13 protein-coding genes and 1 tRNA gene are annotated in these 14,636 nt (G+C 56.2%); 7 read left to right on the top strand and 7 right to left on the bottom strand.

Features of this window, described 5'->3' with window-relative positions:
- Positions 1-10: 10 nt before the first annotated feature.
- On the bottom strand, positions 11-1,819 hold the full coding sequence (gene typA / locus CFT68_RS10585; protein WP_088843386.1) for a translational GTPase TypA: 1,809 nt from the start codon (positions 1,817-1,819) through the stop codon (positions 11-13).
- A 254-nt stretch (positions 1,820-2,073) separates the two neighbouring features.
- Between typA and msrB the strand changes: the two genes are divergently transcribed.
- The 3 genes from msrB (at position 2,074) to CFT68_RS10570 (ending at position 4,061) form a co-directional block, all read left to right on the top strand.
- Entirely contained in the window at positions 2,074-2,649 is a 576-nt protein-coding gene (gene msrB, locus CFT68_RS10580) for a peptide-methionine (R)-S-oxide reductase MsrB (RefSeq protein WP_088843385.1), read from the top strand.
- 165 nt (positions 2,650-2,814) lie between these two features.
- Entirely contained in the window at positions 2,815-3,618 is an 804-nt protein-coding gene (locus CFT68_RS10575) for a DUF3050 domain-containing protein (protein WP_088843384.1), read from the top strand.
- Between the two features lie 89 nt (positions 3,619-3,707).
- Entirely contained in the window at positions 3,708-4,061 is a 354-nt protein-coding gene (locus CFT68_RS10570) for a hypothetical protein (protein ID WP_141106515.1), read from the top strand.
- 34 nt (positions 4,062-4,095) lie between these two features.
- On the opposite strand, the gene CFT68_RS10565 is transcribed toward CFT68_RS10570, so the two are convergent.
- A complete protein-coding gene (locus CFT68_RS10565) occupies positions 4,096-5,217 on the bottom strand; it encodes a porin (protein ID WP_088843382.1) in 1,122 nt (373 codons plus the stop codon).
- Positions 5,218-5,367: 150 nt separating this feature from the next.
- The gene (locus CFT68_RS10560) at positions 5,368-6,003 is read right to left on the bottom strand and encodes a hypothetical protein (RefSeq protein ID WP_088843381.1); all 636 of its coding nucleotides are present in this window, start codon (positions 6,001-6,003) and stop codon (positions 5,368-5,370) included.
- A 211-nt stretch (positions 6,004-6,214) separates the two neighbouring features.
- On the opposite strand from CFT68_RS10560, the gene metG reads away from it, so the two are divergent.
- The gene (gene metG, locus CFT68_RS10555) at positions 6,215-8,260 is read left to right on the top strand and encodes a methionine--tRNA ligase (protein WP_088843380.1); all 2,046 of its coding nucleotides are present in this window, start codon (positions 6,215-6,217) and stop codon (positions 8,258-8,260) included.
- A 173-nt stretch (positions 8,261-8,433) separates the two neighbouring features.
- Here metG and pth read toward each other — a convergent pair whose 3' ends face one another.
- From pth to CFT68_RS10535, 4 genes are all read right to left on the bottom strand, one after another.
- The gene (pth, locus tag CFT68_RS10550) at positions 8,434-9,000 is read right to left on the bottom strand and encodes an aminoacyl-tRNA hydrolase (protein ID WP_088843379.1); all 567 of its coding nucleotides are present in this window, start codon (positions 8,998-9,000) and stop codon (positions 8,434-8,436) included.
- 204 nt (positions 9,001-9,204) lie between these two features.
- Positions 9,205-9,777, bottom strand: coding sequence for a 50S ribosomal protein L25/general stress protein Ctc (locus CFT68_RS10545; protein WP_088843378.1), 573 nt, complete (start codon positions 9,775-9,777; stop codon positions 9,205-9,207).
- Between the two features lie 267 nt (positions 9,778-10,044).
- Complete coding sequence (locus CFT68_RS10540) at positions 10,045-10,974, bottom strand: ribose-phosphate pyrophosphokinase (protein WP_088843377.1); 930 nt, start codon at positions 10,972-10,974, stop codon at positions 10,045-10,047.
- Positions 10,975-11,129: 155 nt separating this feature from the next.
- Positions 11,130-11,202: transfer RNA gene (locus CFT68_RS10535), tRNA-Gln, on the bottom strand.
- A 268-nt stretch (positions 11,203-11,470) separates the two neighbouring features.
- Here CFT68_RS10535 and atpD point away from each other — a divergent pair.
- The 3 genes from atpD (at position 11,471) to CFT68_RS10520 (ending at position 14,569) form a co-directional block, all read left to right on the top strand.
- Complete coding sequence (gene atpD, locus CFT68_RS10530; RefSeq protein WP_088843376.1) at positions 11,471-12,976, top strand: F0F1 ATP synthase subunit beta; 1,506 nt, start codon at positions 11,471-11,473, stop codon at positions 12,974-12,976.
- An 81-nt stretch (positions 12,977-13,057) separates the two neighbouring features.
- Positions 13,058-13,303 carry an ATP synthase F1 subunit epsilon gene (gene atpC / locus CFT68_RS10525; protein ID WP_088843375.1) on the top strand — a complete coding sequence of 82 codons (246 nt, stop codon included), beginning with the start codon at positions 13,058-13,060 and terminating at the stop codon, positions 13,301-13,303.
- Between the two features lie 141 nt (positions 13,304-13,444).
- A complete protein-coding gene (locus CFT68_RS10520; protein ID WP_088843374.1) occupies positions 13,445-14,569 on the top strand; it encodes a trans-sulfuration enzyme family protein in 1,125 nt (374 codons plus the stop codon).
- Positions 14,570-14,636: the final 67 nt, after the last annotated feature.

The raw sequence follows: 14,636 nt of genomic DNA, 5'->3' as shown, positions 1-14,636 counted from the left end.
AGTTTAAAAACTAGTCTACTTTCTTGGCCGAACGCAGACGCTCGTTCTCGTCGAGTAGGATCTTACGCATCCGCACCGATTTCGGGGTTACTTCCAGGTACTCATCCTTCTGGATGTATTCCATGGCTTCTTCCAGCGAGAATTGACGCTTCGGTACAATCTTCACGTTGTCATCCGTACCCGAAGCACGCATGTTCGTGAGCTTCTTGCCTTTCTGAATGTTGATAGTCAAGTCGTTGGGGCGAGTGTGCTCACCGATAACCTGGCCAGCGTACACTTCCTCACCGGGCTCTACGAAGAACTCACCGCGGTCCTGCATCTTATCGATGGTATAAGCAGTACCGGGACCAGTTTCCATAGCAATCAGCGAACCGCTGATACGGCCAGGAATTACGCCTTTGTAAGGCTCGTACGAAGCGAAACGGTGGTTCATAATGGCCTCACCAGCGGTGGCGGTCAGCACGTTGTTACGCAGACCAATCAGACCACGAGCAGGAATATTGAACTCCAAGTGCTGCAAGTCGCCCTTAGGCTCCATGATGGTCAGCTCGCCTTTGCGCATCGTCACCAGCTCGATAACCTTACCAGCAGTTTCCTCCGGTACGTCAACCACTAAGTGCTCGATGGGCTCGGTGCGGTTGCCGTTGTCATCCTCGCGGAACAGTACCTGCGGCTGGCCTACCTGCAACTCAAACCCTTCACGACGCATGGTCTCGATGAGAACCGACAAGTGAAGAATACCGCGGCCGTACACGAGGAACGTGTCTTCCTTATCGGTTTCCTTAACGCGCAGGGCCAGGTTTTTCTCGGTTTCCTTGAACAGACGGTCACGCAGGTGACGCGAGGTCACGAATTTACCTTCCTTACCGAAGAACGGCGAGTTGTTGATGGTGAACAGCATGTTCATCGTCGGCTCGTCGATGCTGATAACCGCCAATCCTTCAGGATTCTCGGCATCGGCCAGCGTATCGCCGATATCGAAACCTTCGATGCCGGTTACGGCGCAGATTTCGCCGGAGCTAACTTCCGAAACTTTGGTGCGACCCAAGCCTTCGAACACCTGCAGTTCTTTGATTTTTACTTTTTTGATAGTGCCATCACGCTTCACCAGGCTCATGTTAGCGCCTTCTTTCAGCGTGCCGCGGTGTACACGGCCAATAGCGATACGGCCTACAAACGACGAGTAGTCGAGCGAAGTAACCTGCATCTGGGGCGTGCCATCCAAGGTAGGAGCGGGCGGGATAGAAGCTACCACGGCATCAAGCAGCGGAATGATGCTATCGGTCTTCTCTTTCCAGTCGGTGCTCATCCAGCCCTGCTTCGAAGAGCCGTACAGGGTCACGAAGTCCAGCTGGTCTTCGTTGGCACCCAGGTTGAACATGAGGTCGAACACCTGCTCGTGCACCTCGTCGGGGCGGCAGTTTTCTTTGTCGACCTTGTTCACCACCACGATGGGCTTCAGGCCCAGGTCAATGGCTTTGCCCAGTACGAAACGAGTCTGGGGCATGGCACCTTCGAAGGCATCGACAAGCAGCAATACGCCGTCGGCCATCTTCAGTACACGCTCCACCTCGCCGCCGAAGTCGGCGTGACCAGGGGTGTCGATGATGTTGATTTTTACGTCTTTATAACGAACTGATACGTTCTTCGAGACGATGGTAATGCCTCGCTCACGCTCCAAGTCATTGTTGTCCAGAATCAGGTCGTCGAACTGCTGGTGTTCGTCGAACAGCTTGGAAGCATGGATGATCTTGTCCACGAGCGTGGTCTTGCCGTGGTCAACGTGCGCGATGATGGCGATATTACGGATGTTCTGCATACAAAGGGTTTTCCGGCTGCAAAGGTACGGAATGTTTAGCGCAAAAACTTGCAGTAAAGAATTGTTACTGAGAGAGGAAGCGGCAGCGGCCGATACGCAAGACAACTCATTGGGCACCTGAGGTTCCAGAATGGAGTGGCCTAGAACTTTCTGTAGGGCGAAAGCCGAACCGTAGCCTTACTGCGTATGTTATTTCAGCGGCCCACTGCACTAGTTTGGGCTGCTTTCTCATCTATTCTCCTCTTCCTGCTCTCATGCGCTCTTCTTTGCTTATTCTGCTGCTTTCTGTAGCAACTTTCAACACGGCCTGCTCCCAGAACAAAAGCGCCCGCGACGCCAAAATGGATCTGGCTGATTCGCCTAGGCCAGTAACCAACCCGTCGGCTGCCGCCAAATCTTACCCCAAGCCCAAATTGGTAACAGGCAAGCCCGACGAGTTTCCGGTGCGCAAAACCGACGCGCAGTGGAAAGCCCAGCTTACGCCCGCCCAATACTTTATTCTGCGCCAGCAAGGCACAGAGCGGCCTTTCGTGAATAAGTATGCCAACAACCACGAGAAGGGCAACTACTATTGCGCCGCCGACCACAACCTGCTTTTCTCTTCTGAAACCAAGTTTGAGTCGGGCACAGGGTGGCCTAGCTTCTGGGCCCCGGCAACCGAGAGCAGCCTGAAAGTAACCGCCGACAACAGCCTGGGCATGAGCCGCGACGAACTGGTTTGCGCCAAGTGCGGCGGCCACCTAGGCCACGTCTTCGACGACGGCCCGAAGCCTACCGGCCAGCGCTATTGCATGGACTCGGATGGCATGATCTTCGAGAAAGCGAAGTGAGTTGCCAGTTGTCGGTTGTGAGTATCATAACAACTGATAACCGGCAACTCGCACCCGGCAACTGATTTACTTTTGCGCACGGCCCATTGGCAATCCAAGCCAGTGGGCCGTTTCGTTTGTTGGTGGCCTAGGGCGGAAGCTCAACCATACTTTTCTCTTTTGCTTATGTCAACCCAAGTTCAATCTGATCCTATAGTTGAGTTGCAGCAGGCGCTGGCGCCAGCGCGTGAGCAGCTCGTGGCACACGGCGTGTATCAGGCGCTGCACTCCCTGGCCGATTTGCGCGTGTTTATGGAGCACCACGTGTTTGCCGTCTGGGATTTCATGTCGTTGCTGAAGGCCTTGCAGCGGGAACTGACGTGCGTAGAGGTGCCGTGGGTGCCGCGCGGCAACCCCGCCACCCGCCGCCTCATCAATGATATTGTGCTGGAAGAGGAAACCGACGTTGACTCTGAGGGCCGGCCCGCCAGCCATTTCGAGCTGTACCTGCGCTCCATGCGCGAGTGCGGCGCCAATACCGCTCCCATTGAAGCCTTGCTGGCTGCACTGGCCCAGGGCGCTTCTGTAGGCCAGGCGCTGGAGCAGGCGCAGGCTCCCGCCTCGGTTCGGGAGTTTGTGCTGGATACGTTCCGCATTATCGAGTCGGGCAAGCCGCACGCTGTGGCCGCAGCCTTCACCTTCGGCCGCGAAGACGTGATTCCCGATATGTTCCGCCATTTAGTAGGCGACTTGGGGCGCCGCTTTCCAGGTCAGCTCGATACGTTCACGTATTATCTCAACCGTCACATTCAGCTGGATGAGGAAGTGCACACGCCGCTGGCTCAGCAAATGGTGCGCGAGCTATGTGGTGATGATGCGCAGCGCTGGCAGGAGAGCCGCGAAGTAGCCGCGCACTGCATGCAGGCCCGTGTAAGCCTCTGGGATGGAATTCGCCAAGCGCTAGGCCAGTCGGAACTGGCTTCCATGTAACCAGGGCTTTTTGTCAACTTCCAATAGCTTCGGTGCGTTGTAGCAAGAGCCAGCCTACTGTCGGGCTGGCTCTTGCTAGTTGGCTCCTGATGAGACCCCGCGTTCTATATCACCCGTTAGTTGTGCTTTTGCCGCTGCTAGGCCTGTTTTCTGCCTGCACGGCCTCGCAGGAAGGCGCCGAGGAGCGGCCCGCTCGTGTGCCCACGGCCATCCGGACGGATGCCGACCGCCAGGCGGCCTACAATAGCGGCGCGGGCTACGGCGGTGCTGTGCCCGACGCCACGCCCGGCCGGGTGCCGCTCCGTGAGCAGGCCAGCGGCATCAACTCCCGCAAGCGCCCCGAGAGCCTCAACACCAACGACAACAACACCACTACGCCCGAAACCCGCCTGCGTCGCCTCAACGGAGCCCCGGTAGATACGGTGCGCGTTCCCACTCCTTAGCAAAGACCAGCAGAAATACCCCAAGCCGGCCGAATCAGAAGGAAATAGCGATACTGGAAGTGAGGTTACCGTAGTTGTTGGTGGGTTGGTTGTTGCGGTCGAGTAGAAAGGCGCTGCGCGAGTAGAACGTACGCCCTTCCAGACGGGCAGTTACGTGGCTTGTCGGCAGGTAATCGATGGTCAGTGAAGCGGCTTTGGTATTGAAATCAGCATCTATCATGGCGGGCGTAACCGCGTTGATGATGACGCCATGCTTGGCGTAGTAATATTCTGCCCGGCCTGCAATGGCCCATTGAGGCGTTGGCTGGTAGCGCACGAATGCTGCTCCCGTGTGCCAGGTATCGGGGCGGCTACCGCGCGTGGCTTGCTCCTGCTTGCCCACATCAAATACGCCTGCTACACTCCAGTGGTCCGTAACGGCATAGGTCACGTAGAAATCGTGGAAGTAGCGGCGGCGTTTGGGCACGTCCTGTAGCTGATCATTGCCGTAGAATGTGCTGCTATTTATTAGGAGCTTATCGGTGGGTTTCCATTGAATTTGGGTGCCCAGTGCCTTACCCTGGTTGTTTTCGCGGATGTTTTGCCAGCCGTTCAGCACCAACGCCGTAAGCGTGAGCTGAGGCGCAACCTCATAAATGAGCCGGGCGCCAGTTTCATAATACGGCGAGTTCTCGGCGGACAGCGAGCGGGTCAAGGTCCAGTTGTCTTTGCTGATGGCCGACTCAAACCCAATGTGTGAGGTGAAGATGCCTACATCGAGCCAGGCCTTCCGGAGCGGCCGAAAGCCCGCGTAGGCCTCATACAGATGGCGGAGGGCTGGGTCTTCGTTAGCGTAGTTAGCAGCTACATAAGTGCCCGCGTGCAGGCCTAGCGCCCCACGGACGTTCCCATCATTATAGCGCAACCCCAGGATGGCATTATTCACCGCAAACTCGTTTTGCCGGTTGTGCGAGTACAGAAAACTTGGCCGGTTGTTGGTATCAACGTGCTTGAAATCATAGCCATAATAGCCATCTACAAACCCGTAGAAGGTTAAGGGCTTGGCGGCTACAGCCGAATCAGGAGAAGCGGCTTGGGCCATTACGGCAGGTGCGCGTAGCTGCCCGAAGGCGACGAGAACAAGCACTTTTGCTATAAGCCAGTAGCGTTGAGCCATGAGGATAGGAGTAAGTAACGAGTAGCAAAGAAACGCAACGATACAGGACGATGTGGCGGCCGGAGCTAGGCCACTCTGGTATGGTACGCAACACGGCCCGCCGCCTGCAAAGGCAACGGGCCGTGTGATGCGTGGGCAAGCGCTACTGGCCTACTGGTTGTTGTTGTCGGACGAAGGCGTGGCCGTACCGTTATTGCTCGGGGCTTGCGGGGCCGCAGGCCGGCGGCTGGCCGACGAACGATTGCGAGCAGGAGCGGAGGTGGCAGCCGCCGTAGGCCGTTTAACTGCCGGAGTGGCTGCGGCAGGTCGGGAACGGGGCGCTACTGGAGCCTTTGGTGCGGCGGCAGGCCGGGATACTGGCCTAGACCGGGCCGGCGCAGCTGCCACAATCACGGTAGCCTCTGAGTCGGGCGAAATGCTGTCCGAAGCGCCTGGAGTGCCGTTTTCGTGGTTCTGTACGATGGAGTGCAATGCCTGTTCGAACAAGCGCTCCGTATCAGAGTCGAGGCGGCGCGTGGCCTCCTTCACTACCTCTTTCAGCTTGGCTTTCGTTTCTTCCCGGATGCGCTTCACCATCTCCTTCATGCGCCCGTCCAACTCTTTCTGGAGTTGCTTGGCGGCTGTTTTCAGCGCTTTCTTCTGGTTGGATTTTTTGCCGTTGTGTGCCTCCGTCAGCGTGCTGGCTGCTGCCTGAGCCGCTTTGGCTGCCTTGCGTTGCGCTTTGTCGGCCGGATTTTTCTCCTTTTTGGCCTTTTTGGAGCCAGATTCCTGATTGCTTTTTTTCATGACGTGAAGAGCTATGGATAGGAAAGTACTGTTCAGGTCTAATTAATACGGAGAAACCCTGTAGGTGTCTGTTTAAATATAGTGGGATTTCTAGACTCCGTTGTTTATGCGTGCGTGCACCGCACCTTTCCTCTTTTTTACTCGTTCCTTTGCGCTTGGATTGCTCGCCTCCAGTGAGCTGTCCGCTTCCTGAATTTCCGAATTCTTCTGTATGTCCAGCCTTCCCCAACGCTATACCGTCACGGCCGCGTTGCCGTACGCGAATGGCCCCGTCCACATCGGCCACCTGGCCGGCGTATACCTGCCCGCCGATATTTATGTGCGCTACCTACGCGCCCAGCAGCGTGATGTGAAATTCATCTGCGGCTCCGATGAGCACGGCGTGCCCATCACCATCCGGGCCCAGAAAGAGGGCGTCACGCCCCAGCAAGTAGTCGATAAGTACCACGCCATCATCCGCGACTCGTTCCAGGATTTTGGTGTGTCGTTTGATATTTACTCCCGCACGTCCTCCAAAACGCACGCCGAGGTAGCCAGCGGCTTCTTCAAGAAACTCTACGAGGAAGGCAAGTTCATCGAACAGACTTCGCAGCAGTACTATGATGAGAAGGCCGACCAGTTCCTGGCCGACCGCTACATCGTGGGCACCTGTCCGAACTGTGGCAATGAAAATGCTTACGGCGACCAGTGCGAGAAATGCGGCTCCTCGCTGAGCCCCACAGAGCTCATCAACCCGCGCTCCATGCTCTCCGGCAACCAGCCCGTGTTGCGCGAAACCAAGCACTGGTATCTGCCCCTCGATCAGTACGAGCCCTGGCTGCGCGAGTGGATTGTGGAAGGCCACAAGCAGGACTGGAAAACCAACGTGTACGGCCAGTGCAAGTCCTGGATCGACCAAGGCCTGCACCCCCGCGCCGTAACCCGCGACCTGGATTGGGGCGTGCCTGTTCCGGTGCCCGGCGCCGAAGGCAAGGTGCTCTACGTGTGGTTTGATGCGCCCATCGGCTACATCTCGGCCACCAAAGACCTGCTGCCCGATACATGGGAAACCTACTGGAAAGACAGCGGCACCAAGCTGGTGCACTTCATCGGCAAAGACAACATTGTGTTCCATTGCATCATCTTCCCCACGATGCTAAAGGCCCACGGCGACTATATCTTGCCCGATAACGTGCCTGCCAACGAGTTCCTGAACCTGGAAGGCGACAAGATCAGCACCAGCCGCAACTGGGCCGTGTGGCTGCACGAGTATCTGCAGGATTTCCCCGGCCAGGCCGATGTGCTGCGCTATGTACTCTGCGCCAACGCCCCCGAAACCAAGGACAACGACTTCACCTGGAAGGACTTCCAGGCCCGCAACAACAATGAGCTGGTAGCCAACCTCGGCAACTTCGTTAACCGGGCACTGGTGCTCACGCATAAGTTTTTCGGGGGCAAAGTACCTGCCGCGGTAGGCTTCACCACCGAGGACGAAGACGTGCTAAGCCAGCTCCAGGGATTCCCGCAGCGAGTAGGCGACCTGATAGAGGCCTACCGCTTCCGCGACGCCCTCAATGAACTGATGAACCTGACTCGCCTCGGCAACAAGTACCTCGCCGATACTGAGCCCTGGAAGCTCATCAAAACTGACGAGGCGCGCACTGGCACCGTGCTGCACGTGGCCCTGCAGCTGGCTGCCAGCCTCGTAACGCTGATGGAGCCTTTCCTGCCGTACTCGGCCGTGAAGCTAGGCCACATGCTGAATCTGGAGCCCGGTACCTGGCTTAGCGCCGGTCGCCCCGACGCGCTGGCTGCTGGCCACCAACTCGGCGAAGCCGCGCTGCTCTTCACCAAAATCGAAGACTCTACTGTGGAAGCCCAGGTGCAGAAGCTCCTCGACACCAAGAAAGCCAACGAGCTGGCCGCCGCCGTAGCAGCCCCCGCTAAGGAGGACGTTAGCTTCGAGGAGTTCCAGACCATGGACCTGCGCATCGGTACCATCGTAGCCGCCGAGAAGGTGGCCAAAACCAAGAAGCTCCTCAAGCTCAGCGTGGACCTGGGTTTCGATGAGGCGCGCACCATCGTTTCCGGTATTGCTGAGCACTTCCTGCCCGAAGCTCTCGTAGGCCAGCAGGTGCAGGTGCTACTCAACCTGGCGCCCCGCGAAATCAAAGGCATCCAAAGCCAAGGCATGCTCCTGATGGCCGAAAACGCTGACGGCGTCCTGAGTCTCATGCAGCCCAGCAGTCCCGTACGCCCCGGCTCTGGAGTGGCCTAGGCCATTCTTGAACAAGAAAATCTGTACTAGAAAACAGCCCGTCATCCTGAGCGCAGCGAAGGACCTTATCACGCAAGAACAAGACGTTGTTACGTCAATCGTTCTTACGTGATAATGTCCTTCGCTGCGCTCAGGATGACGGGCTGCTTGTATCCAGTTGCCTAGGCCACTTCCTACTTTACGTTCACCACGTTCATGGCGCGCTCTAGGCCTACGGTGCCGAACAGTAAAACCGCCTCAGCAGCTTTTTCCAGACGACCATCCAGGTCGATATTTTCATCGGCTGAGAAAGGGCTTAGCACGTAATCTACCTGCCGGCCCTTCGAGAAGCTGGAGTCGATGCCGAAGCGCAGGCGGGCGTATTCATCTGAGCCAATCGTTTCCTGGATATGTTTTAGGCCATTCTGCCCACCGGCCGAGCCTTTGCCCTTGAGGCGCAACTTACCGAAGGGCAGGGCCAAATCGTCGGTTACTACCAGCATCTGCTCTTTGGTGAGTTTGAGCGTGCTCAGCCAATGCGCGGCGGCCTTGCCACTCAGATTCATATAAGTGGTTGGCTTCACCAGCACGAAGGTGTGGCCTTTGTGCCTGATTTCGGTTGTGAAAGCGTGGCGACCCAGCGCCCAGGGGGCTGCCTCGTGCTTTTTGGCCAAGTAGTCGCCCACCATAAAGCCCACGTTATGCCGCGTATCAGCGTACTCCGGCCCGATGTTGCCCAGGCACAGAACAAGAAACTTCATAAAATCAGGATTTAGACAGCGTATTTGGATTGCACAGATTGGCTTGCTGGCAGGTATTTTACCTCCGATGAAGTATCGGGGAGTGGCCTAGGCCAGTAAGGCCACAAAAAAGAGCCGCCCTGCAAGCAGGACGGCTCTTTCGGTAGGCGGACTGAATCAGGCACGAAATCCGTGTAATCTGACCAATCCGTCTTAATCCGTGATCTATTTGTCGGCCTGCATCTGGCCTTTGAGGGCACGTGGGATGGCTACAGTAGCAATGGGAGCCATTGAGTTGGTGAGAATGGTGTAGCCTTTTGGCTCAACCTTGCTCACCTTCACTGATTTACCCAGCTCCAGGTCCGAGATGTCTACTTCAACAGAATCGGGCAGGTTCTCAGGAGTAGCCTTCACTTTCAGCTTACGCAGCTTGCTCACGAGCTTGCCACCAGCCAGAACGCCTGGCGAAACGCCTACGTACTTCACGGGCACTTCCATTTTCACTTCCTTGCCGTCTTCCAGCTCCAAGAAGTCAACGTGCAGCAGCATTTCGTTCACGGGGTGGAACTGAGAGTCCTGCACGATAGCGCGACGGATGTCACCTTCAATGTTCAACTCAACGATGTGAACTTCAGGCGTGTACAACAGTTCGCGGAAAAGGATAGCCGGTACGGAGAAGTGAATCTGCTCAGTGCCGCCGTACAATACGCAAGGTACATACGAATCCAGGCGCAGTGCCTTCGAATCCTTCTTACCGAGATTCGCTCTTTTAAACCCTACAATCTCGAGGCTTTTCATAAAAGTGTGCTTTTGAGGAAAATAATGTCTACCCAAAGCAGGCAAACGGGCCGCAAAGATAAGCGGATTGTTTGGGAATAGAAAGTGGATTGTCATTGCGAGCGGAGCGAAGCAATCTTTCCTTCTGGGAGCGCAAGCCATTGACTGATTCAAAAGCCCTTACTTCCATTCCGGACGCAAGGGCTTTTGAAATCAGAGTGTTTTGGCGCCTCGTCAAGGAAAGATTGCTTCGTCGTGCCTCCTCGCAATGACTGGCCTAGAAGTGGCCTAGATAAACAGCGAGCTGATGGACTCGTGTGACACCACGTTGTGGATGGCCTGCGCAAACAGGTTGGCCAGGGAAATGACCCGGATTTTAGGGTTCTGCTCTTTCAGGGGCAGCGTATCAGTAATTACCAGTTCCTCCAGAGCCGAGTTGCGAATCCGCTCGTGGGCCGGGCCGGAGAGCACGCCGTGGGTGATAACAGCGCGTACCGATTTGGCCCCGCGCTCCATCAATAGCTCAGCCGCTTTGCAAATGGTGCCAGCCGTATCCACGATGTCATCCACTAGCACCACGTTCATGCCCGTCACGTCGCCAATTACCTGCATAGAGGCAATTTCGTTAGCCCGCAGGCGCATTTTGTCGCACACCACAATTTCAGCCCCGAACTTCTTGGCGAAGGCACGGGTGCGTACCACGCCGCCCACGTCGGGCGAGGCGAAGATGAGGTTATCCAGGTTCAGGCTCTTGATATAAGGCGCCGTGACGGTGGCCCCGTCGAGGTGGTCTACCGGAATATCGTAGAAGCCTTGGATCTGGCCGGCGTGCAGGTCGCAGGTCATCAGGCGGTCAGCGCCCACGCTCTGGATCATGTTGGCCACTACTTTAGCCCCAATGCTCACGCGTGGCTTGTCCTTACGGTCCTGACGGGCGTAGCCCATATAGGGCATCACGATATTCACCTTGTAAGCAGAAGCGCGCTTGGCGGCGTCTACCATCAGGGCCAGCTCCATCAGGTTTTCGGCCGGCGGATTGGTGCTCTGAATCAGGAACACCGCGCAGCCGCGCACGCTCTCGTTGAAACTGGGGCCGAGCTCCGTATCGGCGAAGCGCTGGATGCTCAGGTCGCCCAGCTGGGTGCCATAGGCGGCGGCAATCTGTTCACCCAGTTCGTGGGAAGCATTTCCCGCGAATATTTTTACCTGCTGTGACATGGGGTAGGAAGAAAGAGGAGGAAAAAAAGCTGCCATTCCGGACGGGCAAGCGACCTAGGCCACTCTAGCCGTCTGGAATGGCAGAAACTGAAAAAGCGAAAGGCGCCGACTCTTCCGGGGAGGAAGAATCAGCGCCTTTCGCGTTGGGTTGTCGGTTGTCCGACCAGGGCTCGAACCTGGACTTTCTTGAATCAAAATCAAGCGTGTTGCCAGTTACACCATCGGACAATTTCCCTCGCGGTAACCGGTGCAGTTGTGCCGTTTGGGTGTGCAAATGTACTACGGCTTTTATTCAAGGCAAATATTCCGGCAAATATTTTTTGTCAGAGTTTCCGTGAAAAGGGTCGAAAAAGGCCTTTTGGCGCTGATTTTCAGTTCTTCAGAGAAGGAAAAAAAAGTTGATGGCCGTGGCTGCTGCGTGGCTTTGGCAATGCCGGGATTAAGCCGTAGTTTTGCGGCCTCAAACGTTGCACCCCATCCCTTATATAAGAACGCAATGGCGAATACCGGCAAAATCACCCAGGTTATTGGTCCCGTCGTGGACGTAAGCTTCGCGGGTGAAAGCTCTAAGCTTCCCAACATCCTCGACGCCCTCCAAGTTACCAAGGACAACGGCCAGGTGGTGGTTCTCGAATGCCAGCAACACCTTGGCGAGGACCGCGTGCGCACCATCGCCATGGACTCGACCGAGGGTCTGACCCGCGGTGCTATCGTAACCGACCTGGGCGCGCCTATCTCTATGCCCACCGGCGACAGCATCAAAGGCCGTCTGTTCAATGTAATTGGCCAGGCCATTGATGGCATCCCGCAGCCCACGAGCACTACGCGTCTGCCGATTCACCGTCAGGCTCCTGCTTTCGAAGAACTGGCTACTTCTTCGGAAGTATTCTTCACCGGCATCAAAGTAATTGACTTGCTCGCTCCGTATGTAAAGGGCGGCAAAATTGGTTTGTTCGGTGGTGCCGGTGTAGGCAAAACCGTACTGATTCAGGAACTCATCAACAACGTAGCCAAGGCCTACTCGGGCCTGTCGGTATTTGCTGGCGTAGGCGAGCGTACCCGCGAAGGCAACGACTTGCTGCGTGAATTCATTGAGGCTAACATCATTCGCTATGGCGAGGAGTTCAAGCACTCGATGGAAGAAGGCGGCTGGGACCTGAGCAAGGTGGACATGAATGAGATGGAAAAATCTCAGGCTACCCTCGTGTTCGGTCAAATGAATGAGCCCCCCGGAGCCCGTGCTCGTGTAGCCCTGTCGGGTCTGACGATTGCCGAGAGCTTCCGGGATGGTGATGGCACCGGCGCTGGCCGCGACATCCTGTTCTTCATCGACAACATTTTCCGCTTCACGCAGGCGGGTTCGGAAGTATCGGCTCTGTTGGGCCGGATGCCTTCGGCTGTAGGTTACCAGCCCACGCTGGCTACTGAAATGGGTGCCATGCAGGAGCGTATTACCTCTACCAAGCGTGGTTCTATCACGTCGGTACAGGCAGTATATGTACCTGCTGATGACTTGACTGACCCGGCTCCGGCTAACACCTTCGCTCACTTGGACGCTACTACGGTATTGAGCCGTAAAATCGCCGAGCTGGGTATCTATCCCGCCGTTGACCCGCTAGATTCTACCTCGCGCATCCTGGATGCTGCCGTTCTAGGCGAAGAGCACTACAACACCGCTCAGCGCGTGAAGGAGATTCTACAGCGCTACAAAGAACTGCAGGACATCATTGCCATCTTGGGTATGGACGAACTCTCCGAGGAGGACAAGCAGGTAGTAAGCCGCGCCCGCCGCGTGCAGCGCTTCCTGTCGCAGCCCTTCTTCGTGGCAGAGCAGTTCACCGGTTTAAAAGGTGTACTCGTTGATATCAAAGACACCATCAAAGGCTTCAACGAAATCATTGACGGCAAGTACGACCACCTGCCCGAGGCGGCTTTCAACTTGGTTGGTAACATCGAAGATGCCGTAGCCAAAGGGGAGAAGCTGATGGCCGAAGCCAAGTAATTTTAGTTGACTGTTTTTAGTTGTCAGTTGCCAGAATTTATTCTACAACTGGCAGCTATCAACTAAAAACTGACAACCAATATGCATCTGGAAATCATCACGCCGGACCGGAAAGTATTTGCAGGCGAGGTTTCGTCGGCTCAGTTTCCGGGTACCGATGGACTGTTTGAAGTTCTGAACAACCATGCTCCACTTATCTCGGCCCTGAAAGCTGGCGACGTAGTGGTGAATGGTAGCGCCGGCCGCGAGTCGTTCCGTATTGAGGGCGGCGTAGTGGAGGTGCTTCGCAACAATGTTATCGTGCTGGCTGAAGGCGCTTCGGTGTAATCTAGGCCACATACAATGCTAAAAAGCCTTTCCTTTGCGGGAAAGGCTTTTTTGTTTTCCACTCCAGACTGGCCTACATAACATCATCTACTGGCCTAGGCCACTTCCCACCCTTCCTGCCGCTTTTGCATCCCCTCTTATATGGAAATCCACCCCAAAATCACCCCGATTTACCAAACCTCCGTCTTTAAGTTCGAGGACCTGAATGAGTTGGAACAGTACTTCGGGGAGCCGGGGAGCCGGTACCTCTACTCACGGAACGGCAACCCCAACTCCGATGAGTTGGCCGAAGCGGTAAACCGATTAGAAGGCGGGGCAGGAGCCATTGCCACCGGCTCTGGTATGGCAGCCATTTTTGCGGCTTTGCTGGCCTTTTGCCAAGCCGGCGACCATGTGCTGTGTGCCGCTGATATCTATGGGGGCTCCTCCAGCTTGCTGAACTCTGAGCTGAGCCGCATGGGCATCACGGTAACTTACGTCCCATTTGAGCAACTCTATGATCTAGGCCAGTATGTGCAGCCCACCACGCGCCTGCTGCTGGCCGAAACGCTCAGCAACCCGCTGCTGCGCGTTGCCGACCTGCGCCGGCTGGCGACGGAGTGCCATAGTCACGGCCTGAAGCTGGTAGTGGATAACACGTTTGCCTCGCCCATACTCACTAAACCGATAGGCCTAGGAGCTGATATTACGCTGCACAGTGTCACGAAGTATATTTCCGGCCACTCCGATGTCACGGCGGGCGTAGTAGTGGCCGCCGAGGCAGAAACAGCGGCCCGGCTCAAGCAAATCGGTGTTATCTATGGCCTGACGTTGAGCCCCATGGAAAGCTGGCTGGCTGTGCGGGGCCTCAAGACGCTGCGAATCAGGATGCGCGAACACAGCCGCAATGCGCTGGCTATTGCCGAGTTTCTGGAAGGACATCCGGCTGTGCGGGCGGTATACTACCCTGGCCTAGCTACGCATCCGCAGCATGCATTGGCTCAAGCGCAAGGTATAGGCCTGTTTGGGGGAATGATGTCGTTTCTGCTGGCTGATGATACCGCTGTAGTCAACCGGTTTATGCAGCGTTGTCAGCGCTTCCCGTTTGCGCCTTCATTGGCGGGAGTCGATTCTTCTCAGTCCTATCCGTTGGGCACCTCGCACCGCTACCTTACACCAGAGCAGCAGGAAGGCCTAGGCATCACGGTAGGCCTTATTCGCCTGTCCGTTGGGATTGAGCCGGTGGAAGAACTGCTGGAAGACCTACGGCAAGCGCTGGAAAACTAGGCTGATTATATACCTGTGCTATTAATTTTGTACTGCAAACTGTATGGTTTGTGCGGCTAGTACCCTC

It is taken from the genome of Hymenobacter gelipurpurascens, assembly GCF_900187375.1.
Taxonomy (GTDB): Bacteria; Bacteroidota; Bacteroidia; order Cytophagales; family Hymenobacteraceae; genus Hymenobacter; species Hymenobacter gelipurpurascens.
This window is presented reverse-complemented; position numbering and strand designations above follow the sequence as displayed.

Coding starts and splice junctions, on each gene's coding strand:
- typA (WP_088843386.1), bottom strand. CDS start 1,819: ATGCAGAACATCCGTAATATCGCCATCATCGCGCACGTTGACCACGGC.
- msrB (WP_088843385.1), top strand. CDS start 2,074: ATGCGCTCTTCTTTGCTTATTCTGCTGCTTTCTGTAGCAACTTTCAAC.
- CFT68_RS10575 (WP_088843384.1), top strand. CDS start 2,815: ATGTCAACCCAAGTTCAATCTGATCCTATAGTTGAGTTGCAGCAGGCG.
- CFT68_RS10570 (WP_141106515.1), top strand. CDS start 3,708: ATGAGACCCCGCGTTCTATATCACCCGTTAGTTGTGCTTTTGCCGCTG.
- CFT68_RS10565 (WP_088843382.1), bottom strand. CDS start 5,217: ATGGCTCAACGCTACTGGCTTATAGCAAAAGTGCTTGTTCTCGTCGCC.
- CFT68_RS10560 (WP_088843381.1), bottom strand. CDS start 6,003: ATGAAAAAAAGCAATCAGGAATCTGGCTCCAAAAAGGCCAAAAAGGAG.
- metG (WP_088843380.1), top strand. CDS start 6,215: ATGTCCAGCCTTCCCCAACGCTATACCGTCACGGCCGCGTTGCCGTAC.
- pth (WP_088843379.1), bottom strand. CDS start 9,000: ATGAAGTTTCTTGTTCTGTGCCTGGGCAACATCGGGCCGGAGTACGCT.
- CFT68_RS10545 (WP_088843378.1), bottom strand. CDS start 9,777: ATGAAAAGCCTCGAGATTGTAGGGTTTAAAAGAGCGAATCTCGGTAAG.
- CFT68_RS10540 (WP_088843377.1), bottom strand. CDS start 10,974: ATGTCACAGCAGGTAAAAATATTCGCGGGAAATGCTTCCCACGAACTG.
- atpD (WP_088843376.1), top strand. CDS start 11,471: ATGGCGAATACCGGCAAAATCACCCAGGTTATTGGTCCCGTCGTGGAC.
- atpC (WP_088843375.1), top strand. CDS start 13,058: ATGCATCTGGAAATCATCACGCCGGACCGGAAAGTATTTGCAGGCGAG.
- CFT68_RS10520 (WP_088843374.1), top strand. CDS start 13,445: ATGGAAATCCACCCCAAAATCACCCCGATTTACCAAACCTCCGTCTTT.